The sequence below is a fragment of the Streptomyces sp. NPDC043427 genome, from assembly GCF_056436655.1.
Window position 1 is genome coordinate 40,631 of the sequence record NZ_JBWKCC010000002.1, and the last position, 17,806, is coordinate 58,436.

General features: G+C 72.6%; 14 protein-coding genes. 13 read left to right on the forward strand and 1 reads right to left on the reverse strand.

Annotated elements, in window-relative coordinates; all coding sequences use genetic code 11:
* Positions 1 to 246 precede the first annotated feature (246 nt).
* The 13 genes from AC067M_RS04065 to AC067M_RS04125 all read left to right on the forward strand — a co-directional run bounded on the left by AC067M_RS04065 (position 247) and on the right by AC067M_RS04125 (position 15,828).
* Complete coding sequence (locus AC067M_RS04065) at positions 247 to 1,104, forward strand: serine/threonine protein kinase (protein ID WP_478695404.1); 858 nt, start codon at positions 247 to 249, stop codon at positions 1,102 to 1,104.
* Positions 1,105 to 1,340: 236 nt separating this feature from the next.
* Positions 1,341 to 2,360, forward strand: a complete 1,020-nt coding sequence (locus AC067M_RS04070; RefSeq protein ID WP_478695405.1) for a zinc-dependent alcohol dehydrogenase — start codon at positions 1,341 to 1,343, stop codon at positions 2,358 to 2,360.
* Positions 2,361 to 2,440: 80 nt separating this feature from the next.
* Positions 2,441 to 3,718: a DegT/DnrJ/EryC1/StrS aminotransferase family protein gene (locus AC067M_RS04075; protein WP_478695406.1), complete on the forward strand. Its 1,278-nt coding sequence runs from the start codon at positions 2,441 to 2,443 to the stop codon at positions 3,716 to 3,718.
* Positions 3,719 to 3,753: 35 nt separating this feature from the next.
* Positions 3,754 to 4,914, forward strand: coding sequence for a 2-deoxy-scyllo-inosose synthase (locus tag AC067M_RS04080; protein ID WP_478695407.1), 1,161 nt, complete (start codon positions 3,754 to 3,756; stop codon positions 4,912 to 4,914).
* A gap of 249 nt (positions 4,915 to 5,163) precedes the next feature.
* Entirely contained in the window at positions 5,164 to 6,453 is a 1,290-nt protein-coding gene (locus AC067M_RS04085; protein WP_478695408.1) for a glycosyltransferase family 4 protein, read from the forward strand.
* A gap of 37 nt (positions 6,454 to 6,490) precedes the next feature.
* Positions 6,491 to 8,503, forward strand: coding sequence for an ABC transporter ATP-binding protein (locus tag AC067M_RS04090; RefSeq protein WP_478695409.1), 2,013 nt, complete (start codon positions 6,491 to 6,493; stop codon positions 8,501 to 8,503).
* The gene (locus AC067M_RS04095) at positions 8,500 to 10,305 is read left to right on the forward strand and encodes an ABC transporter ATP-binding protein (RefSeq protein ID WP_478695410.1); all 1,806 of its coding nucleotides are present in this window, start codon (positions 8,500 to 8,502) and stop codon (positions 10,303 to 10,305) included. Before AC067M_RS04090 ends, AC067M_RS04095 begins: the two co-directional genes overlap by 4 nt.
* Before the next feature lie 231 nt (positions 10,306 to 10,536).
* Positions 10,537 to 12,180 carry an FAD-dependent oxidoreductase gene (locus AC067M_RS04100; RefSeq protein WP_478695411.1) on the forward strand — a complete coding sequence of 548 codons (1,644 nt, stop codon included), beginning with the start codon at positions 10,537 to 10,539 and terminating at the stop codon, positions 12,178 to 12,180.
* Positions 12,181 to 12,192: 12 nt separating this feature from the next.
* Positions 12,193 to 13,104: a radical SAM family protein gene (locus AC067M_RS04105; protein ID WP_478695412.1), complete on the forward strand. Its 912-nt coding sequence runs from the start codon at positions 12,193 to 12,195 to the stop codon at positions 13,102 to 13,104.
* Positions 13,101 to 13,769: a histidine phosphatase family protein gene (locus AC067M_RS04110; RefSeq protein ID WP_478695413.1), complete on the forward strand. Its 669-nt coding sequence runs from the start codon at positions 13,101 to 13,103 to the stop codon at positions 13,767 to 13,769. The genes AC067M_RS04105 and AC067M_RS04110 overlap by 4 nt, the downstream gene beginning before the upstream one ends.
* Entirely contained in the window at positions 13,766 to 14,002 is a 237-nt protein-coding gene (locus tag AC067M_RS04115; RefSeq protein WP_478695414.1) for a DUF6137 domain-containing protein, read from the forward strand. Before AC067M_RS04110 ends, AC067M_RS04115 begins: the two co-directional genes overlap by 4 nt.
* On the forward strand, positions 13,995 to 15,014 hold the full coding sequence (locus AC067M_RS04120) for a glycosyltransferase family protein (RefSeq protein ID WP_478695415.1): 1,020 nt from the start codon (positions 13,995 to 13,997) through the stop codon (positions 15,012 to 15,014). Before AC067M_RS04115 ends, AC067M_RS04120 begins: the two co-directional genes overlap by 8 nt.
* Positions 15,015 to 15,033: 19 nt before the next feature.
* Complete coding sequence (locus tag AC067M_RS04125) at positions 15,034 to 15,828, forward strand: PIG-L deacetylase family protein (protein WP_478695416.1); 795 nt, start codon at positions 15,034 to 15,036, stop codon at positions 15,826 to 15,828.
* Between the two features lie 41 nt (positions 15,829 to 15,869).
* Here the strand turns inward: AC067M_RS04125 and AC067M_RS04130 are convergent, their stop codons facing one another.
* Entirely contained in the window at positions 15,870 to 17,759 is a 1,890-nt protein-coding gene (locus AC067M_RS04130; protein ID WP_478695417.1) for a type I phosphoribosyltransferase, read from the reverse strand.
* Positions 17,760 to 17,806 lie beyond the last annotated feature (47 nt).

The window sequence follows — 17,806 nt, forward strand, 5'->3', positions numbered from 1 at the left end:
CAGCGGCTTTTCGGACAATCACAGCAGCTCAGAGGCGGGCGTTATCGCATTGACACCGCAACTCGGCGCGTGCCTACACTCGCTGCGCCGCTGTCCGCTCAACTGAACAGTTGAGAAGGAAGACCGGCCCCGGGGCTGACCACCTCGGGGGCCGACACCACTTTCACTCGACGAGTCGGCGCCACGAGCGTGCCGCCGACCGGAAGAGAACCGGAAGAACCGGAAGAGAACCGGGGGAACAACGCCGTGGATTCTTCGCGCGCCATCATCGTCCATCTGGGTCGCAGCAGCGGTGACGGCAGACGCCGCACCACGGAGCTGCTCCCAGGGAGCAGTACGGTCTTCGGCTACGACGCCGCCTCCAGCAACCGCATCGACGTGCGGGAGGAGAACATCTCGGAGCCGGCCGGCCGGATCACCGCGAGCCAGGGCCACTGGCTGCTGTCGAACTTCAGCCCGGCCGCCAGCTACATCGTGGAGAACATCGAGGGGCGGGGCGAGTTCGTCAAGGTCCTGCCCGGGCGGGAGCACGCGCCCATCCCCTTCGAGCTGTCCCGGGTCATCCTGCCCGACCAGCCGCGGCTGACCCGGTTCAGCGTGCTGGCGCCCGCCCCGCGCCGCGTGTCCGACTCGGCGCTGCGTCCCAGCCTGGCCTCCCGCACCTTCAGCCTGCCCGAGGACACCAAGTACTTCCTGGTCCTGGTGGCCCTGTGCGAACCGCGCCTGCGGGCCAGCTCCTTGCACGGGGTGCCGACGGACAACGAGATCGTCGAGCGTCTGCAGGCGCTGCCCAGCTGCCGCAGCATCACCCGTGCCGCCGTCAACTACCACCTCGACTACCTGGCTTCCACCAAGCTGCCGCTGGAGGAGTGGGGGGACCACCCGGGCGAGGACCGGATGCGCTGGAAGCGCGAGGCCCTGGTCTCCATCGCCCTGCGCCACGACCTCGTCCGTGAGCGCCACCTCGATCTGCTTCCCGCCTCCCCCGGCACCGAGGCCCCTCCTGTCGCGTGCGAGGACACGAACTCGGACGCCCCCCGGGCCACGACGGACCACAGCGCGAATCCCGACAAAGGGGCCAGAAACTCGGTTTTGAACCGGTGAAAACGGACCAAAAGACGCGTCGATAAGGGCCGCCGGAAGTCCGGGCCGGGCACATCTTCGCGCCACCGTCGGTCCGGCCAGCCCATGCGCCCTTGCCGGACGCTCTCCTGCCCGGTTTACAGTTGTCGGGATTCCAGTCGCCGATTGTCCAACCCATTGCGGTACACCGCCTGGGTCATTCTCACCTGCGCAAGTCGTCCAGTATTCGCCGTAACCCGAGTGAAGGACTGAACAGGGTGAAAGCATTAGTCTTCGAAGAGCCCGAAAAGGCGTCCCTTCAGCAGAAGGAGATACCCGAGCCGGGGCCGGGAGAGTGTCTTGTCCGCCTGGCCTACAACTCCGTGTGCGGCAGCGACCTGTCGTTCTATCGCGGGGTCTGGCACGGATTCACGTACCCGGTGGTGCCGGGCCACGAATGGAGCGGCACGGTGGTGGCCGGCAACGACGTGCCGGAGGATCTGGTCGGCGCGGACGTCGTCGGTGACCTCACCTGTTCGTGCGGGCGCTGCGAGCCGTGCCGGTCCGGTACGCCCATCCTCTGCCAGGACCTCCAGGAGCTGGGGTTCACCCGGGACGGTGCCTGCGCCGAGTACATGACGATCCCGGCGGCCAACCTGCTGCGGCTGCCCGCCGGTCTCGGGCTGCGCGCGGCGTGCCAGGTGGAGCCGCTGGCCGTGGCGTTGAACGCGGTCGACCGCGTCGGCGTCCGGGCGGGCGACAAGGTGGCCGTCACGGGTGCGGGCGGCATCGGACTGCTGCTGGCGCTCGCGGCCGGACAGCGCGGCGCCGAGATCACCGCGTTCGCCGAGCCGGTGCCGGAACGCCGGGAGATCGCGGAGGGACTGTTCGGCTGTGCGGTGGCGTCCGGTGGTCCCGGTGACCTGACGGGGCTGCTGGAGCGGCGGCCGCATCTGGTCCCGGACGTGGTGCTGGAGGCGTCGGGATATCCGCTCGCGGTGCAGGAGGCGATTGAGGCCGTACGCCCCGGCGGGAAAGTCGGACTGGTGGGGTACCGCATCGAGGAAACGGCGGTCATGGCGCCCCAGCACATCGTGCTGAAGGTGCTGACCGTCCAGGCCTCCATGGGCCCCGGGGACAAATTCGGCGAGGCGGCGGAACTGCTGGCGTCGGGGGCGGTGGACGTCACGCCGCTGCTCAGTCACGAATTCGCCCTGGAGGAATTCTCGAGCGCCCTGGATCTGGCTCTGCGGCGGGCCGACGGAAACACTCGCTCGATCTTCAATCTGCGGGTCTGAAAGCCTTCGGAAAAGGAACCCCTGCGGAACTCCCCCGCAATTCCGCCCCCTCCCCCCGACCGAGCGAAAGGACCGACGTCATGGCCCATGACGACCTGGCAGTCAACGGTGGCCCCAAGGTGCGTACCCGCCCCTGGCCGGTCTGGCCGCAGCCCGCGGACGGTGTCGAGCAGGTCCTGAAGGACGTGCTGGACTCCGGCCGCTGGTCCATCAGCGGCCCCTACCGCGGTACGCGCTCCTACGACCAGCGGTTCGCCCGCGCCTTCGCCGAATACACCGGCGCCGCCCACTGCGTGCCCGCCGCCAGCGGCACCGCGAGCCTCATGCTCGCCCTGGAGGCGCTGGGGGTCGGAGCGGGCGACGAGGTGATCGTCCCGGCGCTGTCCTGGGTGGCGTCCGGGACGACCGTCCTCGGCGTCAACGCCGTGCCCGTGTTCGCCGATGTCGACCCGGTCACGCTGTGCGTCGACCCGGCCGCCGTCGAAGCGGCCGTCACCGAACGCACCAAGGCCGTCGTGGTGGTGCACCTGTACTCGGCGATGGCCGACATGGACGCCCTGCTCGCGGTGGCCGCACGCCACAACCTCCCCGTGATCGAGGACAGCGCCCAGGCGCACGGAGCCGAGTACCGCGGCCGCAAGGCCGGCACCCTGGGCACCGCCGGCACCTTCAGCATGCAGAACGCCAAGCTGCTCACCAGCGGCGAGGGCGGGGCGCTGCTCACCGGCGACGCCGAGATCGCCCGCCGGGCCGAGCACCTCAGGGCCGACGGGCGGTGCCTGCGCGCCACTCCCCCGGCGCCCGGCGAGATGGAACTCCAGGAGACCGGCGAGCTCATGGGCAACAACCGCTGCCTGTCGGAGTTCCACGCCGCCGTCCTCCTCGAACAGCTGCGGATCCTCGACTCCCAGAACGAGGTGCGCCGCCGTAACGCCGTCCTGCTGGACGAGCTGCTCACCGAGCACGGCTACCGCCCGCAGAGCACGTCCCCGGGCACCACCACCCGCGTCTACTACACCTACGCCGCCGAACTGCCGGAGGGCGAGCTGACCGACGCGCCCATCGCCTCCGTCGCCGACGCGCTCACCGCCGAACTGGGCTTCGCCGTCCAGCCGTCGTACACGGCCATCCCCTCCAGCCTGCTGTACGACCCGGCGAGCCGCCGGCGCTTCGCCCTGGGCATGGAGCACGAGGCGCGTATCGACCCCAAGCGGTTCGACCTGCCGGTCAGCGACCGTGTCGTGCGCCGCACCCTGACCCTGCACCACGCCGCGCTGCTCGGCGACGACAGCGACATGCGCGACATCGCCGCCGCGTTCGGCAAGGTGCTCCGCCACGGCCCCGCCCTGGCGGCCTGATGCTCGCCCCGAACAGCCCCCGAGGATTGGCACCGATGGACGTCACCACTGTCAGCCTGGAGGAGACCAGCTACCCGTACCGGCTGGGCACCGACTGCCTCGACCTGATCGTCGCCCGGCTCGGCGAGATGGGCGCGAGCCGGTACGTGGTGGTCTCCGACACCACCGTCGCGGAGCTGTACGGCCGTGACCTGACCGCCCGGCTCCAGAAGGACGCGGGACCCGCCTGTCTGCTCACCCACGAGCCCGGCGAGGTGCACAAGCACCTCTCGGTGGTCCAGTCCCTGGCCGAGCAGGCACTGGAGCAGGGCACCGACCGGCGCAGCGTGATCGTGGCGCTCGGCGGAGGGGTCACCGGGAACATCGCCGGACTCGTCGCCGCGCTGCTCTTCCGCGGTATCGCGATGGTGCACGTGCCCACGACGGTCGTCGCGATGCTCGACTCCGTGCTCTCACTGAAGCAGGCCGTCAACTCGCAGTACGGCAAGAACCTGGTGGGCACCTTCTACGCGCCCGTGGAGGTCCTCGCCGACACGGCCATGCTGCGTACGCTGCCGGCGCGGGAGATCCGCTCCGGGGTGTGCGAGGTCGTCAAGAACGGTCTCGCCATCCGTCCGTCGATGATCGACGGTCTCGCCGACGGGCTGCGCCCCGACGGCCGGTACGGCGACGAGATGCTGCGCTGGATGATCCAGGAGAGCCTGGCCGCCAAGGCGCAGGTGATGGAGAAGGACAAGCACGAGCGCAAGACCGGTCTGGTGCTGGAGTACGGGCACACCGTGGGCCACGCCGTGGAGCACGCCTCGCGGGGTGCCGTCGCCCATGGCGCCGGGGTGGCGCTCGGCATGCTGGCGGCGGTGGACATCGCCGGGCGGCTCGGCTTCGCCGACGAGTCCTTCGCCGCACTCCACCGGGAACTGGTCGCCAAGGCCGGAGTCCCGCTCGCCATCCCGGCGGACGTGGACCTCGACCAGGTCAAGCTCTGGCTGTCCTACGACAACAAGCGGGGCTATCTCGACAGCCCGGAGGGCAGCCGCCCCATGATCCTGCTGTCCGGCCCCGGACAGGTGCTCGGCACCGGTGCGCTTCCGCTGACCTCCGTCCCGGCGGAACTGATGGAAGAGGCCGTCGACCGACTCGCCGGTTCGGACGTCACGAGCGACCGGGAGTTGTCCGGCCTGCCCGCCCACACCTGACCCCGCCACGGACCGCGCCCGACCCAGCCACCCCTCCGCGGACCGCGCACAGCGCCCCAGCCTCACGCGCTGTGCGCCGTCCGCACGCGCACGAGGCTCTCGCGAGCCCGGCGCCGCCCTGACCGGGCGCCCGGCTGGGCGGATGCCCGGCTGTCCGGCTGCCCGGCGCGGCCAACTCCACCAGCCCCTCCCCCAGCCCTCCCGACTCGTCGCCCCTCCCGCCCAGCCCGCCCACCGCTTGGAGCTCCCGTGCGTGTCTTACGGCTGACGCCGTTCTTCCATCACGACTGCGTTGATTCCTGGCCCGCCGAGTACGACGCGGTGGGTGGCATGCAGGTGCAGATTCTGCGGTTGTCCCGTGCTCTGGCTGAGCGTGGGGTGGAGCAGGAGGTGCTCACGGTGGGCTTTCCGGGGCTGCCCCGGCGCCGGGTGGACCGGAAGAACCTGACCGTGCGGGTCACGAGGGCGCCGCTGCCGCCGTTGCGGTCGAGCATCACCGGGATCGTCGGGCTGAACCAGGCGTGGCTCGCGGGGATGCTCGCGGAGTGCGCGCGGCTGCGGCGCGGGTGGCGGCCGGACCTGATCCATGTGCACGCCGACGGGCAGTTGTGGGCGCTGCTCGCCGGACCGCCGGCCTCGCGGATGTTCGGTTCCGTGCCCTACTGCGTCACCGTGCACTGTTCGCGGCTGGCCGGCTACCAGCCCATGTCCGCGTTCGACCGGGCCCAGCACGGGCTGGTGCGGGACGTGGAGAGACGGGTCCTGCGGGGCGCCGCGGGCGTCTCCGCGCTCACCGCGCGCACCGCCGACGTGATCTCGTCGGCGCTGGGCGCCGCCTCCCCCCGTATCGACGTCATCCCGGACTCCGTGGACGAGGCCACCTGTGTGCCGAGCCCCGAGGACAGCGCGCGGTTCGTGGCGGGGCTCGGCCTTCCCGAGGGCTCCGCGCTGCTCGGGTTCGTCGGGCGGATCGCCCACGAGAAGGGCTGGAGCGACTTCGTGTCGACGGCGCGCCGCCTGGTCGACCGGCACCCCGCGCACCGGCCCGCGTTCGTCGTGGTCGGTGACGGGCCGCAACGCGCCCTGATGGAGCGGGAGGTGGAGCGGGTCGGCCTCGCGGACCGGTTCCGGTTCACCGGGTTCGTGCACAACTCCGCGGTGCCCGCGGCCATGGGGGCGCTGGACGCGCTCGCCATGCCGTCCCGGCACGAGGAACTGGGCGGCAGCGCCATCGAGGCGATGCTGGCGGGCACTCCCGTGGTGGCCTACGGGGTCGGTGGCCTGCGGGACACCGTCGGCTCGGCCACCCCGTCCCTGCTGGTGCCGCCCGGCGACCGGGACGCGTTCACGCGGGCCGTCGCGAAAGTCCTCGACGCACCGGCGCGCTACCAGGAGGAACTGGCCACGGCCCGCCCCCTGCTGGTCAGTCGGTACGGCGGTGAACACGCCGTCGACCTGCTCCAGGACCACTACCTCGGCGTGCTGGACCGCGCGCGCTCCTGCGCGGGCCGGCGTTCCCCGCGGGCGGCCGCCCGCTGACCGGCCGACGGCCCGACAGGCGACGAAAAGGGTGACCATGAACAGTCCAGCAGCACCGACCGCGCCGGCGCGGGGGCCGGGCCCGCGCCCCGGCCCGGCCCTCTCCCGGCTGCGCCGCTGTTGGTGCTACGTCCGCCCGCACCGCTGGTGGATGATCGGCGCCTGCGCCACCGCCCTCGGCTCCACGCTGGCCGGGCTGGCCATACCGACCGTGCTCCAGCGCATCGTCGACGGCCCCCTCGCGCACTCCGACACGGGCGCGCTGCCGGGCCTGGTGGCCGTACTGGGCCTGCTCGGCCTCGCCGAGGCGGTGCTCCTGGGCGCCCGGCGGGTGCTGGTGATCCGGCCGACGACACGGCTGGAGACGGACATGCGGGAGGACTTCCAGCGGCATGTGCTGCGGCTGCCGCTGTCGTTCCACCACCGCGTGCACTCCGGGCAGTTGCTGTCCCGGGCGGTCTCCGACATCGCGGAGATCGGCCGGTTCATGGCCTTCTCCGCGGTGTTCCTCGTGGTCAACGTGCTCACCCTGGTGGTCGGGCTCGGTGTGCTGGCGTGGCTCGACCCGTGGCTGGCGCTCATCGTGTTCGTCACGTACACGCCGATGATCCTGGTGACGACCGCGTTCGAGGACAGGTTCCGGGTGGTGTCCCGGCTCGCCCAGGACCAGGCGGGCGAGATCACCGGTCATGTCGAGGAGTCCGTCCTCGGCATCCGGGTCGTCAAGGCGTTCGGCGGCGGCGCCGCGGCCGTACGGCGGTTCACGGCGCTCGCGGAGGCGCTGCGCCGCAGTGAGCTGCGCAAACTGTCGCTGACCGCCGCGCTGTGGTGCGCCATCACGGCGTTGCCGGAGGCCGCCGTCGCCCTGCTGCTCGCCGTGGGCGGTCACGGGGTCGCCGACGGCGACCTGAGCCTGGGCACACTGGTCGCCGCGGTCACCGTCGCGACGTATCTGCGCTGGCCCGCCGACACGTTGGGCTGGCTGTTCGCCGACGCGGGGACCGCGGCGACCGCGAGTGACCGCTACTGGGAGGTCCGCGACGCCCCCGTCACGACCCGCGAGCCGGACCGTCCCGCGCCCCTGCCCCGGCCGGCGCGCGGCAGGCTCGTCCTGGACGACGTGACCTACCGTCACCCCGGTGCCACGACCGACGCCCTGCACCGGGTGAGCCTCACGGTGGAGCCCCGCACCACCCTCGCCCTCACCGGCCCCACGGGTTCCGGCAAGAGCACCCTGCTGTCCCTGCTGCCCCGCCTCGCCGACCCCACGTCGGGCCGTATCACGCTCGACGGCGTCGACCTGCGGAGGCTGTCGCTCGCCGAGCTGCGGTCCGCGATCGTGCCCGTCTTCGACGACCCGCTGCTGTTCGCGGGCACCGTGCGGGAGAACGTCACCCTGGGCGCCCCGGACGGCGTCCGCACCGACGACGGGCGGGTCTGGGAGGCGCTGCGCGTCGCCCATGCCGACGGCTTCGTCTCGGCGCTCCCGCAGAGCCTCGACACCCCGCTCGGCGAGGAGGGCATGGCCCTCTCCGGCGGCCAGCGCCAGCGCCTCGCCCTGGCCCGCGGTGTGCTGGCCGCGCCCGCGCTGCTCGTCCTCGACGACCCGCTGTCCGCGCTGGACGTACACACCGAGCACGAGGTGGAGGAGGCACTGCGCGAGGTACTGGGCCGCGTCACCACCGTCATCGTCGCCCACAAACCCGGCACCTTGCGCCTGGCCGACCGCATCGCCTACTGCGCCGAGGGCCGCGTCACGGCCGTCGGCACCCACGAGGAACTGCTGCGCGGGTGCCCGGCGTACGCGGACTTGATCGCCCCTCCGGACACGCCGACGACCACCGAACAGGCCTCACCCACGGACACGCCGACGACCACCGAACAGGCCGCCCCCACGGACACGCCGACCACCGCCGCCCACCCCGCTCCCCACCGCCAAGAAGCCACCGCCCAGGCCGCCCCCGCGGACGCCCCCCGTTCCGCCAACCACCCCAATCCCCTCCGTCAACAACCCGCCGCCCGCCCGGAATCGGAGACCAGCACATCGTGAGTCAGGAGGTCATCACCACGCCGAAGGCGCCGGCGCCCCCGCGTGCCGCGCAGCCGACCACCCGGCGCCGACTGCTCGTCGAGTTGCTGACGCCGTTGCGCGGGCGGCTCACGCTGGCCGTGCTGCTCGCGGCGGCCGAGATCGCGGCCGGCCTCGCCACGCCGCTGATCATCGCGGCGGCCATCGACGACGCCCTTCCGGCCGCCACGGGGGGTGACTGGACGCCGCTGGTGCTGTGCGTGACCGGCTACGTCGTCGCGGGCCTGGCGGGTGCCGGGCTGAAATATGGCTTCCTGCGTTTCTCGGGGAGGATCGCCCAGGACGTGCTGCTGACGCTGCGCCGCCGCACCTTCGCGCACGCCCAGTCCCTGCCGGTCGCCTTCCACGACCGCTACACCTCCGGGCGCCTGATCACCCGTCTGTCCAGCGACATCGAGGCGCTGGAGGAGATGCTGGACATGGGCCTGGACGGGCTGTTCGCCGCCGTGTTCTCGGCGGTCGGCATCGTCGCCGTGATGGTCTGGCTGGACCCGGGCATGGCCGGTGTGGTCGTCGCCCTGTTCCTGCCGCTCGCGCTGCTCACCCAGTGGTTCCGGCGGGCGTCCCGCAGGAGTTACCGCCGGACCAGGGCGGCCACCGAGCGCATCACCCAGCACCTGGTCGAGACGCTGGGCGGGGTGCGCGCCGTCCAGGCGTTCCGCCGTGAGCCCGCCGCGCAGGCGGACCTGGTGGAGATGGACCGCGAGTACGCCTCCTCGCGCGGGGCGTCCGGCTGGGTCAGCGGCGTCTTCACCGGCGGGGTCAGGCTCATCGGCAACGTCACCCTCGTGGCGCTGCTCGTGGTCGGCGCCGTCGGCATCGACGACGGCACGCTCCGTCTCGGCGTCCTCACGGCGTTCCTGCTGTACGTCCAGCGCCTGTACGACCCCATCGACGAGCTGGCCTCCTTCGCCAACGCCTACTCGGCCGCCTCCACCGCGCTGGAACGCATCGCCGAACTGCTCGGGACCACCTCCACCGTCCCCGAACCGGCCACCCCGGTCGCGCTGCCGACCGGCACCGCCCGCGGGCAGGTGCGCTTCCACGACGTCTCGTTCCGCTACGACGACACCGGCCCCCTCGTCCTGGAGAAGGTGGACCTGGAGTTCACCGCCGGCCGGACCGTCGCCCTGGTCGGCCCCACCGGGGCGGGCAAGTCCACCCTCGCCAAGCTGCTCGCCCGGTTCTACGACCCCACCGACGGCACGGTCACGCTCGACGGCGTGGACCTGCGCGACCTGGCCGACCAGGACCTCAGGCGCGCGGTGTGCCTGCTGCCGCAGGAACCATTCGTGTTCTCGGGGACGGTCGCCGAGAACATCGCGCTGGGCCGGCCCTCGGCGACCCGCGAGGACATCCGGGCGGCGGCCCGGGCCGTCGGCGCCCACGCGTTCGTCGAGGCGCTGCCCGACGGCTACGACACGGATGTCCGCGCCCGGGGCACCAGGCTCTCCAGCGGGCAGCGCCAGTTGATCGCCCTGGCCCGCACGCTGCTCGCCGACCCGGCCGTGCTCATCCTCGACGAGGCGACCTCCAGCCTCGACATCCCGACCGAACGCGTCGTCCACCAGGCGCTGCGCCGGCTGCTCACCGGTCGTACCGCGCTGGTCATCGCCCACCGCCTGTCCACCGTCTCCATCGCCGACCGCGTCCTGGTGATCGACTCCGGCGCCGTCGTCGAGGACGGTCCGCCCGCCGAACTCGCCCGCGCCGACGGCCGCTTCGCGGCCATGCGCCGCCTCTGGCTGACGGCCACCGGCTGACGGCCACCGGCTGACCACCACGACCACCGCCCACGACCGCCCACCACGACAGTCCCGCCACGACCACCCGCCCACCGCCGACCACCACACCCCCTCCACGGCCGCCCACCACAACCACCGCTTCCGCCCCAGATCAGGCAACAGACCAGGCAACAGACCAGGAGGACCCACCATGCGCAAGGAAACCCCGCACCCCGGGGAGGTGCCCCCGCGGGCCCGTCGGAGGGCCCGGTGAAGCGGCTGCGGGCGCCGCGGCCGCAGGAGAGCGCGCACGCCTGGCATCCGGAGCCGCTCGGCCCCGCCCACCGCGACGGCTGGCACCTCCCGCAGGACGACCGGGTCTTCGACGTGTGCGTCATCGGCAGCGGGGCGAGCGGGGCCGTGGCCGCCGACCACCTGGTCCGCGCGGGACTGGACGTCGTGGTCCTGGAGGAGGGATTCCGGCTCGCCCCCGGGGTGACCAACGGGCAGCTCGACAAGCTGTGCCGGCGTTCCCTCGTCCGCGACGAGGCGGGCGAGTGGGCCGACCGCGGCTGGCCGTGGACGACCTCCAACCTCGGCGGCGGCACGGTCTTCTACGGCGCCGCGTCCTTCCGCTACCAGCCCTTCGACTTCGACGCCACGTCCCGGATCGACGCCGACGGCCTGGAGATCCGCTGGCCGTACACCCTCGACGACCTCGCGCCCTACTACGAGGAGTTGGAGCACCGGCTCGGCGTCAGCGGCGGCCCGTCCGACGGCTCCCTGGCGCGCCGCCCCGCGCACCCGCGTACGCCGGCCGCGGACGTGCTGTGGCGGACGGGCACCTCTCTCGGGTACTCGCCCTTCTCCACCCCGCTGGCGATCAACCCGGCTCCGTACGGCGACCGCCCGGCCTGCGCCGGCGACTCACTGTGCATCAGCTTCCAGTGCCCCACCCGGGCCAAGGCGGACGTGGTCTCCGTGTTCCTGGCACCGCTGGCCGACCGCCCCAACCTCACGCTGCGTACCGGCATGCGCGCCCTCGCCCTGGAGCAGGACGTGCCGGGTCGCGCGGACCGCCTGCTCGTCCTCGACCGCCTCACCCGGGAGACCCACCGGGTGCGGGCGCGGGTCTACGTCGTGGCCTGCAACGCGGTGCAGAGCGCCGCCCTGCTGCTGCGCTCCCGTACCCGCTACGCCCCCGAGGGCATCGGCAACCACTCCGGGCTGCTGGGCCGGGGCCTGTGCATGAAGCTCAGCGAGTACGTCAGCGGCACGGTGCGCGACCACGGCCTGGGGCCGGAAGCGCTCCGGGCGGCCCACACCGGCCCGTTCTCGACCGTCGCCCTGCTCGACCACTACCTCGACGACGACTGCCCGACCGGGGTGGGCGGCCTGATCTACGAGGCCAAGAACGACGAGCCGGACGAACTGCGGGACGACGCCCTGGAGTTGAGGGTCGAGACGATCCTGTCCGACCACCCCTCGGTCGCCAACGCCGTGCGGCTGTCCGACCGTGTGGACGAGGACGGCGTGCCCGTCGTCGTCATGGACTACACGACCGACCCGCGGGACCTGCGGCGCCTGGCGTACATGGCGGACCGGTGCGCGGACCTGTTGCGCGCGTCCGGGGCCGAGGACGTCAAGCACGAGGCGAGCGGCTTCGCCCGGGGCAGCACCCACCTGCACGGCACCTGCCGGGGCGGGCACGACCCGCGGTACTCGGTCACCGACCCGTGGGGCCGGGTGCACTCCGCCGACAACGTCCATGTGGTGGACGGCGGCTTCATGCCCTACCCCGGCGGCCTCAGCCCCACCCTCACCCTCCAGGCCCACTCCCTGCGCACGGCCGGCGCCATCGCCGACCGGCTCGCGGCCCGCCCCGCGCAGGACGCACAGCACACCCCCACCTAGAAGGAGAAGACCGTGCCGAACGACACCGACGTCATCTGGCCACCGGCCACCCGCGAGGTCCGCAAGTACCGCAACATCGTGATCGAGTCCGCGTGCAACATCCGCTGTACGTACTGCGAGATCAAGAAGACCAAGGTGGACCAGGCCGCCACCATCCGCGCCCTCGACACCGTCTTCGAGCGCTACCCGCACGGGTCGGCGCTGCTGCGCGTCGAGTGCGACGGCGAGATCGGCCTCTACCGGAAGATCCTCGACCACCTGCAGAAGCGGGCCGCCGAGGGCCATGTCATCGAGGTGCTGTCCAACGGCACCAAGCTGCCCCGCATGCTGGAGGGCCACCCCGACCTGATGTGGGTGTTCTCGGTGGACGGCCACACGGCCCGCATGAACGAGAAGCGCGGTCTGACGCAGGAGCAGGTGGACCGCATCATCGACGCCGCCGTGGAGCTCGACGCCGAACTCCAGGCCGTCTACCACGACCAGACGGTCGACGAGGTCAACGAGTGGATCGACCTGCTCAAGGCGCGCGGCTACAAGGGACTGCTGCACTTCATGCCGCTGCTCGCCTTCAAGGGACGGCCGTTGACGGTCAACCTGCGCTACGAGGACCTGCATCCGGCCGACTTCCTCGCGCCGCCGGAGTACTTCCGCCGGTGGAACCACATCTTCGAGCACGGTCGGCGCGATTTCACCTGCGACCAGATAACCAACGGCTACAACTACTCGATCTCCGACGGCAAGGTCCAGATGGTGAAGTGCGACTGCTACTCGGTTCCCTCGCACCTCTACCACGAGCTCGGCGAGCCCCGGGAATACGAGAACTTCCCCTGCGGCACCTGCATCGCCAACCAGGAGTTCAACAACTCCCGCGACCGCATGCAACTGGCGCAGAACCGGCCCCTGCTGCCCGTCACGGTCGTATGACCGCTCGACAGCGGTTCGTCCTCGTCCGGCACGCGGAGGCCGGGGTCAACGTGCTCGGGGACGACGACCTGATGACCGGCTACGACCGGGACTCGGACCTGACCGCACTCGGCGAGCGTCAGGCGCACGCCCTCGCCGACGGCCTCGTCGAGGTCGTCGGCGACGGCAGCCGCGAGGGCGTCGGCGGGGCGTGCAGCCTGTTCGCCAGCCCGCTGCGGCGCGCCGCCCGTACCGCGGAGATCGTGGCGCGGCGGCTCGGGGTCGACGTCGTCACCGACGACCGGCTCGCCGAGCTGCGCGCGCCCGCGGTCTTCCCGTCCCCGGTGACCTCCCGGGAGTGGGACCGGACCCTGGAGGCCCGGCTGCTCTCGCCGCACGCGGAGGTCGCGCCCGGGGTCGAACCGTGGGCATCCCAACGGGCCCGCGCGGCCGCCTTCTTGGCCGATAAACGTGCGTCTGAGCAGGCAGGCGTCTTCGTTGTCATCACGCACGCCGAGACGCTGCAGGCCCTGGTGCTGGAACTGCTCGGACTGGACGACACCGTCCTGACCGCGTTCCGCTTCCGGGTCAGCAGAACCGGCGTCTTCATCGTCGACAGAACGGAGGAGAAATGGATCTCTCTGGTGGCCGCGAACTCCAAGGAGCACCTGAGGGCGGTGACATGACACGCATGCTGGTCCTGAAGTGCCTGAGCGACGAGACCGGCGAGGAGGCCGAGGAGATCGCGGCGGCGGGGTACATCGAGGTCGACGACCGCGACTACGTGGGCATCGTCAACCGTCTGGAGTCCTCCTTCGACTGCACCCTCGACCTGCTCGGCACGGGCAGCCGCCGCATCGTGGTCGAGGACGTCCTCGCGAGCATCCCCGAGGAGTCGCGGACGGCCGGCCGTGGCTGAGCGGCTACGCGCCCTGTTCGAGATCTACGACGAGGGGTTCGCCCCCTCCGCTTGGGGCGGGGTGGAGACGGCGCTGTGGAACCTCACCCGCGCCTTGGAGGACCTCGGTGCGGAGGTCGGTTTCTACACCGCCGCCGAGGCCGGCCCGGCCGCGTTGGAGCGCCGGGTCGTCGAGGAGCGGGTGAACGCGGTGTTCCCGCTGGTGGAGAGCGACCTGTTCCAGTCGGACGACTGGCGGCTCCGTCCCGGGCTCCACGCGCGCGTGGTGCGCATCTGGCACGACGTCAGCCGCCTGTCGACGGCCATGGACTCCCCGCCCGTCTGCCCGGTGCACGCTCCGGGGCCCGCCGGGGCCCCGGGCGGCCCGGGTGCGCAGTGCGTCGCCGCCCGGGTCCATCCGGACGGGCCGATGCGGGAGGTGTTCCTGCGGGACATGCCGTGGACCCGCTGCTTCCCCGACCGCCACTACATCCCGTGGGCCGCCGACCATGTGCCCGCCGAGGACCTGCGCGATCCGACCGGTCCGGTCGTCCTCCACCTGGGCAAGATCAACCCGGCCCTGGCGGAGCACTGTCTCGCGCGGCTCACCGCCGCCGGCTTCGCGCTGCGGGTGATCTTCGCCAACTGGTCCCGGATCGGACGCGAGACCAGAGCCCTGCTGGAGGGCGGCACCGGCAGCGCCGCCGTGGACGTGATCGGCTCCTACGACGTCCGCACCGACTGGAAGACCGTGTACGGCGGCGCCTCCCTGCTGATGCTGCCCTCCCGCTTCCACGAGACGTTCAACTTCGCGGCGGCCGAGGCGGTGCAGGTCGGCATTCCCGTGGCGGTGCTCGGCTCCTCCGGGGCCCTGTCCCACTTCGCTTCGCTCACCGCGGGCACCGTCGACGAACTGGTGGACGCGCTGGTGGCCACGGGCGGCCCCGGCGCCCTCCCGGCCCCGGCCAGGACCGGTCCGGGGTGGCGTGACGTCGCCCAGCGCTACGCGGCCCTCATAGCGGCCCGTCCCTGACGAGGAAGGTGACCAGGAAGTGAATCAGGCAGCGAACCAGGAAGTGAACAGGGACGTGTTCTCGCCGGCCGGTCTGCTCTCCGGCCGGGTCCTGCTGTTGTCCCCGCACCCCGACGACGTCGCCTACTCCTGCTCGGGCACGGTCGGCGCGCACGTCTCGCCGGGCCGCTTCACCCTGGTGACCGTCTTCTCGCGCTCCGCCTGGGCCCTGCCGAAGAAGCTGCGCGCCGCCGGTGTCGACGAGATCAGCGCCGTACGCCGACAGGAGGACCTGAGTTACTGCGCCGCCCACGGCATGGCCTACGAGGCGCTCGACTTCGCCGACGCGAGCCTGCGGGGCTACGACGACGACACCGAGCTGACCTCGTCCGTCGACGCGGATCCACTCGCCGACAAGGTCGCCGCGGCGATCGCGGACGTGGTGCGCCGCAGCGGGGCGGACGCGGTGCTCGCCCCGGCCGCCGTCGGCGACCACATCGACCACCTCCTCGTGCACCGTGCCGTACGGCTGCTGCCGGACGGCGGCCCGCACAAGCTGTTCTACGAGGACCTCCCCTACGCGGCCCAGCTGCCGTCGGCCATGGTCTCCAAGGTGCTCGCCGCCGATCGCGGCCTGGCCCCGCTGGCACGCCACGACTTCACGGCGGCGGTCGAGACCAAGGTCCGCGACATGTGGCTGTACGCCAGTCAGACCGACGAGGAGTGCGTCGGGGAGATGAAGCTGCACGCCCGCCGGACGGCCGAGCCCGGCGACGGGTACGCCGAGCGTCTGTGGTTCCTGCCGACCGCGTCCGGCACGGCGGCGCGGGGATGACCACCCGCCCGCCGCACCGCCGCGGCCCGTTACGCGCCCGCTCAGGCGCCGGCTGTCAGCTCCTCGACGTAGCGCGTCATACCGCGCAGTTCCTGACGGACGCGGTCCGCCGTCGCCGGGTCCGGGCGACTGCCGAGGCGCCGCTTCCAGGTCTTGAGGCTCCACAGGACGGCCTCGGCCCCGCGCTCCAGCGCCCCGTGGAACACCTCGTCGTCCCCGAGGGCGTGCCGCAGCTGACCGAGGGCGGCCGCGTCGAGCCGGTGCTCCACCACGAAGGACGCCACCTCGGACTCCAGACAGCCGGTGCCGCCCCGTATCCAGTCGGGGCCGAACCGGCGGACGACCGGGAGGGCGGTTTCGGCGTGGCCGAGCTGCCAGTGCCAGTACTGGTGGGCGTAGGGGAGCGGGGTCCTGAACAGCCGCGCGGCGGACCCGCCCAGAGAGCAGACGGCCGGCGCGTGCCGGTGCAGCCAGACCTCGTCCAGCACCGGCCCGCCGCCCAGCCTGGTGCCCAACGCCTCGGCGGCGACGGCCAGTCGGGACCGCAGCGGCACCTTCGCGGCGGGGTCCACCGGTCCCACGTCGGTCACCCGCGCCAGCGTCGTCCAGTACCGCACGACCTCCGCCAGCACCGCCGCCCTCGTGCCTTCCGGCAGCCCGGGCAGGGCCGGGGCGAGCGCGGTGAGCTCCTCTTCGTACCGGGTGACGAGGTAGCCGTCGACGTAGTACCGCTCCTCGGGCAGGAACGCGGCCAGCTCCTCCAGCCCTCGCGCACAGTGCTCCCCGTGGGGCCCGGTGCCGATGAAGCGGAAGTGGTAGGCGGGGCCGGGATCTTCCTCGGGGACGACCAGGAAGGGGGCATCGCCGGGGCGTACGCGCTGGGGGCGGGTGGTGCGGGGGGCTACGGCCGTGGAGGGGGTCTCCTCGCCAGGCCCCTCCCCGCCGCAGTCGGCGGTCCCCTCCCGGAACCCGTCCGCGACGGCGGCCCCCCGGACCTGGCCGGTGCGGGCAGCCCCGCGGAACGGTACGACCCGCCACCGGCGGTCCGGCGTGAGCGGTACCCCGCCGGTCGCCGCGCGGGACAGCAACCGAGGGTGGTCGTCCGGGGCGAGCAGTTGCCACAGGCGGTGACCGGGCAGGCGTACCGGTGGGCGCTCGGCCTCCCGGTGCAGCGTGTCCGCCCGTACGCGGAAGCGGCGGCCCGGGGAGAAGACGGCGATGTTGTCGGCGTGCGGCCAGCGGCGGGACAGTTCGTCGTGGACGGCGATGACCGTGCGGCCGGTGTCGGGCTGGTCGTCGACGACGGCCACGGCGGCGCCGGACGGGATTTCCGGGAGCAGGTCGGTCTCGGTCGCGGGCAGGGTGATGCCGCCCGCGAGGCGCAGCGGACGCAGCGTCACGAAGGCCACGGGCCGGCGCCCGGCGCGCTCGGCTCCGGCCGCCCAGAACGGTGCCAGGTAGGAGCCGCTGGTACGGATGCCGACGACCACCACCGGTGTGCCGTCGGGGAGCCCGCGCGCCCACTCGGCGGCCTGGTCGCGGCAGAGTTCGGGATCGGCGAGGTCGTACTGGAAGCACTCGGGCGTCTTCCAGTCCGTGGCGTGGCGCAGCAGCGCCCCGGCTGCGGGGTCGGCGCGGGCCGCTCCCCGCAGCCACAGGCGCCGCGTCTGCGCGCCGGCCGCGGCCAGCGCGTCCCGGACCACCGCGGCCCCGCTCCGCAGACCCTCGCCGGACGGATCCGCGCCGTCCGCCACGCTCTGGGCGAGGTCGACCGCCAGCCCCCGCAGCCGCCGCACGGTCTCCCGCAGCGCCGCGTCGGCGCCCGGGCAGGCCAGGGTGTCGGACAGGATCTGCTCGGCGCAGCAGGCCCAGGCGAACACGTCCCAGGCCGACGGGCGCGCCCGAAGGACGTCCCCGGCCGCTCGGTACACACCCGGAAGCGAATCGCCGAGAACAGGTGGCGCGGAAATGCGCGCAA

What these genes read in the sequence shown, in the direction of transcription:
- AC067M_RS04075 (WP_478695406.1), top strand. Translation starts at nt 2,441, where the DNA reads ATGGCCCATGACGACCTGGCAGTCAACGGTGGCCCCAAGGTGCGTACC.
- AC067M_RS04080 (WP_478695407.1), top strand. Translation starts at nt 3,754, where the DNA reads ATGGACGTCACCACTGTCAGCCTGGAGGAGACCAGCTACCCGTACCGG.
- AC067M_RS04090 (WP_478695409.1), top strand. Translation starts at nt 6,491, where the DNA reads ATGAACAGTCCAGCAGCACCGACCGCGCCGGCGCGGGGGCCGGGCCCG.
- AC067M_RS04110 (WP_478695413.1), top strand. Translation starts at nt 13,101, where the DNA reads ATGACCGCTCGACAGCGGTTCGTCCTCGTCCGGCACGCGGAGGCCGGG.
- AC067M_RS04115 (WP_478695414.1), top strand. Translation starts at nt 13,766, where the DNA reads ATGACACGCATGCTGGTCCTGAAGTGCCTGAGCGACGAGACCGGCGAG.